The organism is Streptomyces reniochalinae (assembly GCF_003323735.1).
Classification (GTDB): Bacteria; Actinomycetota; Actinomycetes; order Streptomycetales; family Streptomycetaceae; genus Streptomyces; species Streptomyces reniochalinae.
Map to the genome: position 1 here is coordinate 1 of NZ_QOIM01000034.1, position 12,026 is coordinate 12,026.

Genomic DNA, 12,026 nt, shown 5'->3' on the forward strand with positions numbered 1-12,026 from the left:
TGAACTCCGGTGTGAACGAGCGGCGAGGACGCGGCTTCTTCTTCCCCATGCTCTCCATGATGGACATCCTTCCGGGGCAACGCCCCTGATCTCGAATGTCCGTCAAACCGAATCAAGCCCAGGTCAAGTGGGCGAGGACGAGCGTTGTCTCCTCACTATCTGTGGCGGTTTCCTCCCCTCACGCGATGGCCGCTTAGAGACGGCGCCATTCGGCGCGGGCGGTGCGGAGGGCGCCGAACGTGGTGAAGTAGCGGCGGGTTTTGGTGGAGAAGTGACCTCGAAGCCGAGCACGTGGCCCAGGCGCAGAGCCTGAGGTGTTCGAAGCCTTTGCGAGCGCCGAGGGACCAGGCAGTGCGGATGAGGCGTCCGGCGCGAAGAGGCAGGTCCATGCCTGCCAACTCGGCGACGAAGTGCAGGCGGCGGTGCAGAGTGCCCGTCGCCGTTTCGGCGCCCTTGGTGGCGTACGTGGCGATGTAGGCCGCGACTGCCCGGTCAGTGAGCGCCTGACCGTCGTAGAAGGCTGGGCCGTGGATGGTGCGGATGTCGAGTTGGTCCCTTCTGTGGCTGAGACAGCCGCTACTGAGCGTCATCACAAGCCATTGCAGCAGGTGAGATCCGCTTCCCAGCGCCAAAAAATCGTGTGTCCCAAGCGCTGAGGGCCGAACCTGACAGCCAGCTCACCAATTCCGCAGTGCGTCTCTGCCCGAGTGCCTAATGTGGCGTCTCGTGGAATGGATATCGCCAGTCAGTACGGCTATCGGTGCCCTGATAGGTGTGGGCTCGACGCTGGTCGTTGACCGCGCCCGTTGGCGTCGTGAGCGGACCGACCGAGCACAGGAACAGCGGCTGCATCTGTACGCCGACTACTCAGCGTCCCTCTCCCGTATGAGGACAGCGCTCAACGAATGTGCGCAGGAGGAGGCGCAGGGTGAGGACCGGGCTCAACGAGTCCGCGCGCTGTTCCTCAGCCCTGGCGGCTACGAGCTTCGGCACCAACTTGCCATACTGGCCCCTCAGGCGGTGATCGAGGCTTCCCGCACGGCTTTCATCATCCTCAGAGAGACGCGCGATTGCTTGTTGGCCGGAGCGGACGCCCACAGCACGGACTACCGCGAGTTGGAAGACTCCTTCGACAACGCCATAGCTGAACTCCGCGCACTCATGCGGAGAGACCTTGGCGCTCCGGATTCCATCCCAGGTCAAGCTGGTTACTGACCTTCAAAGCGTGGTGTCGGTAGGACTGACGGCCCTTGATCCCTGCGGTATCACGAGTACATGAGGTATGCCCAAGGCGGTGGTCTGACCGACGAACGGCGGTCCTTCCGTGAGGAGTTACGGCTGGAGGCGGCCGAGCGGTTCCGGCACGGCGACGAGAACGCGGTCATCGCGCACGACCTGCGGGTCAGCGTCCGGGTCGGTGCAGCGCTGGCGCAAAGCCTGGTCCCAGCGCGGGCCCAGAGCCCTGGCCTCGAAGGGCCCGGCATCGCTGCCGCTGCTGAGCGACGACCTGTTCGCCGTGCTGGAGCAAGAGCTGGACAAGGGAGCGGTGGCACATGGGTGACCGGATCAGACGTGGGCCCTGGCGCGGATCAAGACCCTGATCGGGCGCCGGTTCCACAAGAGCTCCACCGTGCAAGGTGTGGCCGCCCTGCTCAAGCGGCACGGCTGGAGCTGCCAGGCCCCCGCCCGTCGCGCGATCGAGCGCAACGAGGCGGCGGTGGCCGGCTGGGTGAAGGAGACCTGGCCTCAGGTGGAAGGACCGTGGCGGCGCTCGATGCCTGGCTCGTCTTCGAGGACGAAGCCGGATTCTCGATGACGCCGCCGACCACTCGCACCTGGTCCCGCCGCGGTCGCACCCTTGTGGTCCGCGTCCGGGGCCGTTCCCGCCGCCGCTTATCGATCGCCGCCCTGGCCTGCCACAAAGCCGGCGAATCCTCCCGGCTGATCTACCGCCCCTGCCCGGACGCTCGGCCCGACGGTCGCAAAAGCTTCTCCTGGAAGGACTACCGCGACCTGGTCCAGACCGCTCACCAGCAGCTCGGCGGTCCGATCGTGGTGGTCTGGGACAATCTCAACACCCACCTCACTGCCGGAATGCGCCGCTACATCGCCGACCGCGACTGGCTCACGGTCTTCCATCTGCCGCCTTACGCGCCCGACCTCCACCCGGTCGAGGGCATCTGGTCCGTCCTGCGACGCACCACCACGGCCAATCGCGCCTTCGCCGACCCCGACGACCTGATCACCGCCATCCGACGCGGCCTACGCCAACTCCAATACCGTCCCGACGTCCTCGACGGTTGCCTCACTGGCACCGGCCTCCGGCACCAGCCACCATGACGACACCACGCTTTGAATGTCAGTAACCATCTACCAGGCCCGGGACCTCCGACGCCTGCTGTCCTCGCCCCGGGCGAATCTCTCGGCCGCTTGTAGTCGTAACTTCTCGCGGAACCGCTGCGGTTCGACAGCCGACCCGCCTCCCTGTGGGTAGCGCCTGCCTGGTGATACCGCACAAGAAGACGACCCCCTCAGCCCCTACGACCTCACGAGTTCAATCTTGTAGATGGTGCACCAGTGCGCGGACAAGTCACTCGCGCTGCGACCGAAACCTTCGGCACCATTTTTCGTATTGAAGAGAGCAATGGGGGACCAATCGCCTACAATCGCAGAGGTCTCAATTCGCACGACTGTTCCCTCGCTATTCAAGGACCCTGGAGGTCACACGTGAGCGTGGTCGCTATCACCGACCAGGCAGCTGCGCAGACCGTCCAGGACGCGGGCGGGATCCCAAAACGGGTGACCCGCAGCAAGGCTGAGCCGGAGTCCATCCACCGTGAACTGGACGAGCTGGGAGACATACGCAATACAGCGTGGGGTGCCGATCCGAGCACCAACCAGGTATCGGTCGAGATCTTCGACAGAGCGCCCGCCGACAGCCGGGAACGTATCGAGACGGTCGCAGCGGCACACCCAGGTTCGATACGCATCGACCGGATCAGGCAGAAGCTGAGGTTCAAGGCCACCGAACTCCGTGGTGGCAACGGGATTCACCTCAGCCAAACTGACTGCGGCGCCGGCTTCAACACGAAGGACTCCGCTGGGAAGGTCCATAAGCTTTCCGCCGGGCACTGTGCACGCCGTGTCAGCAAGGGAACCGACTGGCTGATGAGCTGGAACGGCCAAAGAATCGGAAGACCAGACCGCGTGGGGCTTCAGCGGCTCCCTGGATGACTGGGCCACCATCAGAGCCAGCGACTCCAAAATCAAGCCCCTCGGGACTGTCAGGTACTACGGAGGTACCTACAAGCAGATCGACAAGTCCCGCTTCCCCGCAAACGGGAAGGATGTCGACCGGATTGGCGTCAGCAGTCAGGACACAACGGGCACCGTCACCAACGAAGTGGTAACGGTCATTATCGACGGGGTCAAGCTCAAGAACATGTTCGAGTCGGATGTCTGTGCTCTGGGGGCGACAGCGGAGGTCCGGCGCTCTGCGGATCAACGGCCTTGGGGCTCCTCTCCGGCGGCACCGACGAGAAGAAGTGCACCGCCTCCGCCAACGGCACCTACAGGAACTACTTCATGCCGGTGCAGACGGTGTTGGGGCAACGCGGCCTTCGCGTCTACTGAGGCGCCGTCCGATGCCGCAACCGGCGGAACCCACCCCGGGCCAGGCCCGTCGCATGAACGGGGCAGTCTGCAACTCATTCAACCAGGAGGTCACATGAGGTCCAGGTTGAGGCGCCCTGTCAGCCAACTGACCGCGGCCGTTTTGGCCTGCGGCCTGGGGGCCACCGCCGGTTGCGGCAACCAGCAGGAGAACGCCGACAGCAACCAGCAGGCCGACGCGGACCTCAGACGGGAACTGGGCCACCGTGCCCGGCAAGTCGCCAAAGCCTGGGAGCGATCACCCGCAGCCGCCGCGTGGCGTACCGGATACCACCCCACCGGTGCAGTGACCCAACTGCCGCGCGACGGCCTGCGTAGCAAGGGCGAAAATCGGGCGTACCAGACCGGCAGATTCGTCCTGCGGGCAAAGCTGCCCGCCGCCGAGCCCAAGGACGGCCGGGTGACCTGGAACAGGCATGAATCGCTGACCCGGCCACTGGCCGGGGCGGAGGAGACCTATCAGGCCCTGGCCGATGACAGTGCCGGGACGCATCTGACCGTGACCGGGGCGAAGCTGGGTGACATGCGCGTGTCCACCAGTCGCGGCCCGGCCACGGTCCCCGCCTGGCTGTTCAGCCTGAAAGGCTACGACTCCCCCCTGAAGCAGGCCGCTGCCATCCCCTCGAAACTTCCCCGCCCGCCGATCAAGAAGCTTGTCGGCGTTGCTGGAGGTGTCGAGCGGCTTGTCCGGATCTCCGCCGACGGGCGGGCGGTGACTGTGGACGTTCGCCTCAGCGGCTGCCATGAGCTCGCCGCGGTGGATGAATGGGAAACACGCAGCAGCGTGGTACTGACAACACCCCTAAAGAGTCGCAAGAAGGATGGCCTTTGCCTCAAGCGGGCGAAGTCGCAGCAGACGACGGTGAAGCTGGACCGCCCCGTGGGTGATCGCGCCGTGCTCGACGCGCGTAGCGGCCAACCGCTCACCTACGAGACACGGCTCAGACCTTGAGAGGTCGTTTCAGTAGGTCAGTCAGCGGTAGCCGACGAGGGCCACGGCTTATCGACGAGAGCAAGAAAACACTCAGACTTGCGCTCGTGGCGGCGGTGCAGACGTCGGCACCCGGCCAGCCAGAACACACCGTATTCTCGACAACCCAGCGATGGCGGCCCAGCCGAGCAGGGGTCGCGACACTCTTGCGGGCGATGCGGTGGCGAATGCCCCCCTCGGTAGCCATCGCCGCAGGTGATCATAGTCGTACCTGTGTCGTGTGGAGTTTGTTTCGCCCGGGGAGAAGGCCCGGGGGCGACCGGGCTACCTCACCACATGTGCTCGGATCGGCTGAATCTGCTGCAGCACTCTGATCACGCCGGTGGCCGCGTGCGTCCGGATTTCGTCGTCGGAACAGCAGCTCCATCGCGGTACGCACGGTCCTGGACGGTTCGGTTCCGCGCGAGCGCCGGCGGCCTTCCGCACTCGTACTGGATCATCGCCCGGGGGCACGGGAAAGGGCCCGTTCAGCGGGTATCTCGATTCGCGGACGGTTTGGTTGAGCGCACAACCATGCCGCGGCCACGCCGGTCTTGCTTGCACGATCTGCGCCCAGCGCGGGAACAACAGCACAGGGAGATGCACAGTGCGAGTCGCTGCCATACGTCGTACCGTCCTGATCGCTTCCGCGGTCTCCGTCGCGCTTCTGGTCACCGGATGCGGTGGCGACGCCGAGGGCGGTGAGGGCAAGGAGGCGCGCGGCGACGCGGGGGGCAGGAAGCCGGTGGCGAAGGCGCTCACGGCCGGCGAGTTGGAGAAGCGCGTGGTCGCCGAGGGTGACGTCAAGGGCCACGAGGTCAAGGAGCCGGGAAAGAGGGATGTCTTCGAGCCCGGCTCCGTCTCTGCCGAAAGGGCCGAGTGCAAGCCGGTCGCCCAAGTGCTGTCGGCGCTGCCGGCGGGTGAGCCGACGGCACGTGTCCAGCGGCTCGTCGTCCATGAGGCCGAAGGCGCCAAGAAGGACCTGCCCTCCACGGATGAGATGGCGGACATGAAGGAAGGCGAGGCGGGGGAAGCGATGCTCGACTCGCTGGACGTCACCAAGACGCTGACCTCCCTGTGGTCCTACGACGCCGACGGCGCCCAGCAGGCCCTCGCCACGCTGCGGGAGGCCGGTAGGAAGTGCGCAGGGGGCTTCGCCATGACGGCCGACGGCGACGAACAGCAGGTCACCAAGGTCAGCGTGGAAAAGCTCTCCGTGGGTGAGGAGGCCGTGGCCTGGACCGTGGGGACGGAGCAGGACGGTGCCGCTGCCGAGACCAAGGTCGTCGTCTTCAGGCAGGGCACCACCCTGGCCGGTTTCTCGTCCTTCAACATCGCGGCGATCACCCGGGGGGAGGCGTTCGAACAGCCGACCGCTGTCATCGAGGCGCAGGCGGCCAAGCTCGGCTGACGCGTTCGAGCCGATTCGTGCACCCGTGGGGGCAGGGGCCTGGCGGGTGCACGGAGCGGAGCGAGTGCGGTAGTGGCGCTCTTCGGCTCGGTGGCTTCTCGGCCCTCCTCGGGGTGTGGGGTAGTGGCGCGTGGAGGGGTTATGACGACTGGCCCTCGCACTCCTGGGTGAGGTTTCCGGGCAGGGGGAGGGCTGCCGCGAGATGGCGTGCTCCTTCAGGCGTGAGGACGAGAGCTCTGGGGCGTGAGCCGGGCGTCAGCCACCGATGGGTGAGGAGCGCGGCGAGGAGGGCCGCTCCCAGCCGGCCCGCCAGATGGTGACGTTGCTTTGTCCAGTCCAGACAGCACCGCAGCAAGGTGCGTCGGGAGGGGCGGGGCGGGGTGGCCGTTTCCGAGAGATCGACGCCCAGACAGGCGAACACCTCCTGTGCGGTGGGTCCCAGTTCGTAGGGGTGGGCGGGGAGCGGGGAGGAGAGACGGTCGTGGGGACGGCGGCGAGTGTCGGGGATTCCGTCGGTGGGATGAGTGTGGGCTGGGGACACTTCGGGCTCGATGGAAGTGTCCGGTGGCCGGGGTAACGCCCGTGGGAGCGGGGCCGGGGCCGGCCTCATCCCGCGCCCCGTGCGCGCGTGCTCTCCCGGGGGCCCAGGTTGTGGAGGATCGTCGAGTGCAGGGCCGCGTGGAGGGCGGCGGCGTGGGTCAGGGACGCCGCAGGGGTGCAGGGAACGGCCCAGTGGGGGCCCGGAGGGTGCAGGCGGCTGCTGGGCGGTACGGTCACCCAGCTCGCCGTCCCGAGAACCTGGACGGCGGCGAACTCGTCGAAGGACCAGTCGCGGGCGGTGTCCGGCTCGATGAGCCAGTAAAGCCTGCTGCCGTACGGGTCACGGATGACGGCTCCGGAGGAGGGGCCGAGCCGTGCCAGTACGCCCTCTCCCAGATAGGCGGGGACCCGTACGGCGTCCCACCACTCCCCCGCGGGTAACAGCACGGCATCCAGGCCCTTCGGCAGCGGCCACCATACGGTCACGGCTTCTCCTGTGCGTCCTGCGCGTCCAGTGCGTCATGTGCGTCATGTGCGTCGTGCGCGACGGGCGTCCGTCGTGCGACGGCGGCACTCGGGGAACCAGCCGGTGCCCGAGGGCGCCGAACCGTGGCTCCGCCGATCCTTGGGGCGCCGACAATTGTCACGCCGGCAGCGCCCCTCGGTGTCGTGACGGGTTCAGCCTGCCGCGACGACGGCGGGAGAAGTGTCACCACTGAGTGACACTTTGATCGCACACCGTAGTTTTATCGCCCTGAGTTCCGCCGCACGCCTGCCCGACGGGACCGTTCTGGCGCGCCGGTGAGCGCTTCACAGGCCCAGCCAGGCGGCCATGTTGTCCAGCGAGTCGGGGGTGCGACGCCGCTGAGCCACCAGCCCGTTGATGGTCTCGCGGGCGCCGGGGTGGTAGCGCGTCTGCTCAGGGGCCAGTTTGCGCGCCGTCATGACGGACTCCAGTGCGGCGTCGCAGCGCCCCGTCTCCATCTCGGCGCGGGCGCGGTCGACGTAGAAGTGGGCGCGGCGCGACATGGGCCAGCCGTGCGGCAGCCGCACCTGGCGGGACTTCTCCAGCGCCTTCCCGTAGCGCCGCATCTCCACCTGGGCGGAGACCTCGTGCACGGTGACGTTGGCCGGCCCGAAGCTGAGCCAGTGGACCCGCGAGGCCTCGCCGGTGCGCTGTGCGTACGCGGCGGCCTCGTGCAGATGGCCCTCGACGGCGTCCGCGTCGTGTGCGCGGGCCGCGATGACGCTCGCCCCCAGGTGCAGCTGCCCGCGCACGGCGAGAGTCTCCCGGGCTTCCCGCTCTGCACTGTCGATCTCCGAGAGAGCTCTGTGGCCCGCTTCGACGAGCCGCAGTCCGACGGTGTGCTCGCCCTCACGGAAGTAGGTCAGGGCGCGCATGTACTGGCGTACGGCGGCCAGCCGCGGGTCGGAGGCGCGTTCGGCGGCCCAGCCGAGCCGGTCGAGTGCGATGGTCGCCAGGTCGTAGAACCCGAGCTTGGTGGCGATGTCGTGCGCCGTGCGATAGGCCGACCCGAGTGTTTGCCAGAGCACTGTACTGGGCGTCCGGTGGGCGGCGGAGGTGACTTCCGCGACGAAGGCGGGGAGCGCGTTCCCCGCCTTGCTCAGCTGGGTGGCCCGCACCATGCGGCACAGGTCGTCCGCACGGGCGGCGAGTTCGGCGGGGCGGACCTCGTTTCCCCCGTATCCGTGCCCGTTCCCGTCCCACCTGCCCCTGTCCCCCTCCGTCACCGGTACGTGCCCGAGTCCGTCTTCGAGGTCGTAGAGGTCCAGGGACTCACGGATGGGCCGGATCAAGGCGGCGAGCCTGTCCTGCTGGAGTTCGGTGACGTACGGCTGCCCGGTCAGCGCGGTGACATCGATCCGCAGCAGCCGCGCCACCGCCGAGATCAGGTCGGGCGACGCGTTCTTACGGCCTTCCTCGACCTGTCGTAACAGGCTGTAGGAGTAGGGGATCTGGGCGGCCAGACCACGCTGGGTCAGTCCGGCCAGCTTGCGTTGATGGGCGATACGGACGCCCGCGTGTTCTTCCTTCAGCCCGCGCATCCGCGACTCCGTTCGACTTTCCCGATGCCCCGGCACGGTACGCACGGTGGCGTGGTCCACCGGTTCGCGGCCGGGAGCACCACTCGATCGAGTTCCGTGAAGTTGCGCCGGTGGGACGGGGTGTGAGAGAGGCGCACGAGACAGCGGATGGGGGCGGAGAGGGCGGCAACGGTGCGCTCCGGGCGCTCATGGTGGGATGCCTCCATGGCCTCACGCGTCCTGTACCTGCTCGCCTGCGCCGCGCCCCCCGTCCTGCGGGTTGCCGATGTCGTCCGGGACGCCCGGCGGGCGGGCTGGGAGGTGTGCCTGGGCCTCACGCCGACCGCGGCGCACTGGCTGGACGGTCAACTGCCCTCCCTGGAGCGTCATTCCGGTCATCCCGTACGCTCCCGTTACAAGCTGCCCGGCGGCCCCGACGTCTGGCCGCCCGCAACGGTGGCCCTCGTGGCGCCCGCGACGTTCAACACCGTCAACCAGTGGGCGCTCGGCATCACGGAAAAGTTCGTCGTCGGTTTCGCCGCCGAGGCGATCGGCAAGGGCATCCCTTTGGTGACGATGCCGTGCGTGAACGCCGCCTACGCCGGGCATCCCCAGTTCACCCGTTCGCTGGAGGTCCTGCGGGGTGCCGGTGTGCATGTGCTGTACGGGGAGGGCGGTTTCGTTCCCAACCCGCCGGGGCAGGGCCGTCCCGACGCTTTCCCGTGGGAACTCGCCCTGGAGGCCATGGACCAGGCCGCCGACGCATGAGCCGGGCCACGTCGAGCGTTACCTGTCGCGGCTCCGCCTTCTGACCGGCGCGTGCCGGCCCGAGCGCCAGTCCTGGGTCCCGCCTGAGGGCTGAGCCGGTCCTGCGCGCCTGCCAGATCACAACTCGGAGCGGCACGGCCGCTGATCCCGGCCCGGCACGGTTCCGCTTTCCGACCCCTCACCGGAGGGGCCGCAGACCTCCACGCCTGTACGGCCGCCGGTCCCCGGCCAGTCCCGGACCTCCCGCTCCGGTGCAGTCGCCGGACTCCGCCCTGCCGAGGCATGACCGCGGGCCCGCCCCCGCGGCCCGCCCCACCCCACCGCGCCGCGCCGCGCCGCGACCGACCCAACGACGCAACGACGCAACGACGCAACGACGCAGGGAAACGCCTGAGGCCGCGGTAACCGCGGGAGCCGGGGAGGTCCACGGGAGGTGCGGGGCGCAGCGGGAACGGAAGACGCGGAAGCCGCCGCTGTGGGGGCCGAAGGATCTCCACAGCCCACGCACGGGATCGGCCCACACCGCTTCGACCTGCGAAACCTGCGCAACGCCACGACAGGCGCTACCCTCTTGGGCATACGACTTGTGCACCCGCCCAAGGCGACCGACCTGCACACGAGCTGTGCACTTCACACCCGGAAGCGTCCGATCACGCCGAAAGCCCGGCACGCGTTCGCTCGACGAACCGGATGGCCGGGCGCCCGTCCGCTACGCACGTCGGCGCACCTCAGCGCCCCGTCAGTGAGGGAGATTCCGTGCCACCACCACCCGTCACCGCCGCCGACCGGGGCCGTGAGGTGCGGCAGCGACTGCTCCATGCCGGTGCCGAGTTGATCGCGGAGCGGGGCTGGTCGGGCGTCAGCACCCGCGCGGTCGCCGAACGCGCCCAGGTCGGCCCCGGGCTCGTCCACTACCACTTCGCGTCTCTCGGAGCGCTGCTGACCCAGGCCGCCCTCGGCACGATCGAGACGCTGACCCGGGAGATGACGGCGATGTTGGCGGCTGCCGCCACGCCGGAGGAGGCGCTGGAGGGCGTCATGGGGGCGCTCGACGCCTACCCGGGCACCGATCCGACCTCGCTGCTGTTCATCGAGACGTACCTGGCGGCCACCCGCGACGAGGAACTGATGCGCGGCGTGGCCGCGATCATCTCGTCGGCGCGCGAGGAGCTGGCCGGACGGCTGGGCGACCACGGTGTGCCTCGCCCGCAGGAGACCGCAGCGGTGCTGCTGGCGGCACTCGACGGGCTCATGCTGCACCGCGCGGCAGTCCCCGAGCCGGCCTCGGGATCTGTCTCTCCCGTGCTGCGCCGCCTCCTGACCGACCCGGAAACCGACCACGCTTCCACGACCCCGAGGAGGGCGCACCCATGAAGGCCGTCATCTGCGGAGCGGGCATCGCCGGGCTGGCGCTCGCCCACCGGCTCGCCGCGCACGGCTGGCGCAGCGAGGTGGTCGAGCGCGCCCCCGGGCCGCGCACCCAGGGATACATGATCGATTTCTTCGGTCCCGGCTACGAGGCCGCCGAGGCGATGGGGCTGTTGCCGCGCCTGCGCGAGTTGGGCTACACGGTCCACGAGGCCGCCTTCGTGGACGAGCGGGGACGTCGCCGGGCAGGGCTCGACTACGCGCAGTTCTCCGCGGTCGCGGGCGGCGCGCTGCTCAGTATCATGCGCCCTGACCTGGAACTGGCCCTGCGCGAGAGCCTGCCCCGCGAGGTGACGCTGCGGTACGGCACGAGCGTGACCGGCCTCGACGACGGACCGGACGGCGTGCGCGTCACTCTCGACGACGGCACCGTACGCGAGGCCGATCTGCTCGTAGGGGCGGACGGTATCCACTCCACGGTGCGCTCTCTCGCGTTCGGCCGGGAGGGGGGCGACGAGCAGAGTCTCCGCCACCTCGGCTTCCACACTGCCGCATTCGTTTTCGACGACCCTCAGGTGCGCGAGCAGGTGGCGGGGCGGTTCTGTCTGACGGACACGGTGGGACGCCAGATGGGTTTCTACGCCCTGCGCGGCGGGAAAGTCGCGACCTTCGCCGTCCACCGGGTCTCCGACCCCTCCGCCCCGCTCCCTGAGGACACCAGAAGTGCCCTGCGGGAGACGTACGGAACGCTCGGCTGGGTGGCGCCCCGGGCGCTGGCAGCCTGCCCGCCCTCCGAGGAGATCTACTACGACCATGTGGCGCAGACCGTACTGCCCCGCTGGAGCACCGGAAGGACGGTGCTGGTCGGTGACGCCTGTTACGCCGTCTCCCTGCTGGCGGGCCAAGGCGCCTCACTGGGCATCGCCGGCGCCCACGTGCTGGCCACTGCGCTGTCCGAGGCCCCAGGAGACGTCCGTGCGGGCCTGGAGCGGTACGAGCGTCTGTGGCGTCCGGTCGCCGAGGAGAAGCAGCGGGCGGCCCGTAAGGGAGCCCGCTGGTTCCTGCCCGAGAGCACGGCGTTGCTGCGGGTGCGCCGAGGTGCCATGCGGCTGTCGGGACTGCCGGGCGTGGACCGGCTCATCGCGGCCGCGGTCAGCGGCAAACCCGCGGAACTGGCCACGCTGACCCAGGCGGGAGCCGACGGCCGGCGGAAGGAGCGGGAAACGGCCGCGCCACCGCGATGAGTTTCGC

Annotated in this window: 10 protein-coding genes and 3 pseudogenes; 9 read left to right on the top strand and 4 right to left on the bottom strand. The window is 68.8% G+C overall.

The features are described from left to right. Nucleotides 1–199: 199 nt before the first annotated feature. Nucleotides 200–551: pseudogene (locus DQ392_RS35230) on the bottom strand (replication initiator); the annotation flags it as partial. 175 nt (nucleotides 552–726) lie between these two features. Here DQ392_RS35230 and DQ392_RS14620 point away from each other — a divergent pair. The 5 genes and pseudogenes from DQ392_RS14620 (at nucleotide 727) to DQ392_RS14640 (ending at nucleotide 4,624) form a co-directional block, all read left to right on the top strand. After that, nucleotides 727–1,215 carry a hypothetical protein gene (locus tag DQ392_RS14620; RefSeq protein ID WP_114016286.1) on the top strand — a complete coding sequence of 163 codons (489 nt, stop codon included), beginning with the start codon at nucleotides 727–729 and terminating at the stop codon, nucleotides 1,213–1,215. Between the two features lie 60 nt (nucleotides 1,216–1,275). Further along, nucleotides 1,276–2,340, top strand: a pseudogene (locus tag DQ392_RS36205) (IS630 family transposase). A gap of 387 nt (nucleotides 2,341–2,727) precedes the next feature. Next, a complete protein-coding gene (locus DQ392_RS14635; RefSeq protein WP_181856429.1) occupies nucleotides 2,728–3,234 on the top strand; it encodes an alpha-lytic protease prodomain-containing protein in 507 nt (168 codons plus the stop codon). A gap of 276 nt (nucleotides 3,235–3,510) precedes the next feature. Then, nucleotides 3,511–3,633 (top strand): hypothetical protein, encoded by a 123-nt coding sequence (locus DQ392_RS35835; protein WP_281272988.1) that lies wholly within the window; start codon nucleotides 3,511–3,513, stop codon nucleotides 3,631–3,633. 94 nt (nucleotides 3,634–3,727) lie between these two features. Continuing rightward, a complete protein-coding gene (locus tag DQ392_RS14640; RefSeq protein ID WP_114016046.1) occupies nucleotides 3,728–4,624 on the top strand; it encodes a hypothetical protein in 897 nt (298 codons plus the stop codon). A 17-nt stretch (nucleotides 4,625–4,641) separates the two neighbouring features. Here the strand turns inward: DQ392_RS14640 and DQ392_RS36210 are convergent. Continuing rightward, nucleotides 4,642–4,918: pseudogene (locus tag DQ392_RS36210) on the bottom strand (hypothetical protein); the annotation flags it as partial. A 331-nt stretch (nucleotides 4,919–5,249) separates the two neighbouring features. Here DQ392_RS36210 and DQ392_RS14645 point away from each other — a divergent pair. Further along, nucleotides 5,250–6,053, top strand: a complete 804-nt coding sequence (locus DQ392_RS14645) for a hypothetical protein (RefSeq protein WP_114016047.1) — start codon at nucleotides 5,250–5,252, stop codon at nucleotides 6,051–6,053. Between the two features lie 606 nt (nucleotides 6,054–6,659). Here the strand turns inward: DQ392_RS14645 and DQ392_RS14655 are convergent. Together DQ392_RS14655 and DQ392_RS14660 are read right to left on the bottom strand one after the other, a co-directional pair. Next, complete coding sequence (locus tag DQ392_RS14655) at nucleotides 6,660–7,079, bottom strand: hypothetical protein (RefSeq protein ID WP_114016048.1); 420 nt, start codon at nucleotides 7,077–7,079, stop codon at nucleotides 6,660–6,662. Nucleotides 7,080–7,403: 324 nt separating this feature from the next. After that, nucleotides 7,404–8,660 carry a helix-turn-helix domain-containing protein gene (locus tag DQ392_RS14660; RefSeq protein WP_114016049.1) on the bottom strand — a complete coding sequence of 419 codons (1,257 nt, stop codon included), beginning with the start codon at nucleotides 8,658–8,660 and terminating at the stop codon, nucleotides 7,404–7,406. 204 nt (nucleotides 8,661–8,864) lie between these two features. Here DQ392_RS14660 and DQ392_RS14665 point away from each other — a divergent pair, with 204 nt between their 5' ends. The 3 genes from DQ392_RS14665 (at nucleotide 8,865) to DQ392_RS14675 (ending at nucleotide 12,019) form a co-directional block, all read left to right on the top strand. Next, nucleotides 8,865–9,407 carry a flavoprotein gene (locus DQ392_RS14665; protein WP_114016050.1) on the top strand — a complete coding sequence of 181 codons (543 nt, stop codon included), beginning with the start codon at nucleotides 8,865–8,867 and terminating at the stop codon, nucleotides 9,405–9,407. A gap of 756 nt (nucleotides 9,408–10,163) precedes the next feature. After that, the gene (locus DQ392_RS14670; protein WP_245981480.1) at nucleotides 10,164–10,781 is read left to right on the top strand and encodes a TetR/AcrR family transcriptional regulator; all 618 of its coding nucleotides are present in this window, start codon (nucleotides 10,164–10,166) and stop codon (nucleotides 10,779–10,781) included. Next, nucleotides 10,778–12,019, top strand: a complete 1,242-nt coding sequence (locus tag DQ392_RS14675; protein WP_114016052.1) for an FAD-dependent monooxygenase — start codon at nucleotides 10,778–10,780, stop codon at nucleotides 12,017–12,019. Before DQ392_RS14670 ends, DQ392_RS14675 begins: the two co-directional genes overlap by 4 nt. Nucleotides 12,020–12,026 lie beyond the last annotated feature (7 nt).

What these genes read in the sequence shown, in the direction of transcription:
- DQ392_RS14660 (WP_114016049.1), bottom strand. Translation starts at nt 8,660, where the DNA reads ATGCGCGGGCTGAAGGAAGAACACGCGGGCGTCCGTATCGCCCATCAA.
- DQ392_RS14640 (WP_114016046.1), top strand. Translation starts at nt 3,728, where the DNA reads ATGAGGTCCAGGTTGAGGCGCCCTGTCAGCCAACTGACCGCGGCCGTT.
- DQ392_RS14665 (WP_114016050.1), top strand. Translation starts at nt 8,865, where the DNA reads ATGGCCTCACGCGTCCTGTACCTGCTCGCCTGCGCCGCGCCCCCCGTC.
- DQ392_RS14675 (WP_114016052.1), top strand. Translation starts at nt 10,778, where the DNA reads ATGAAGGCCGTCATCTGCGGAGCGGGCATCGCCGGGCTGGCGCTCGCC.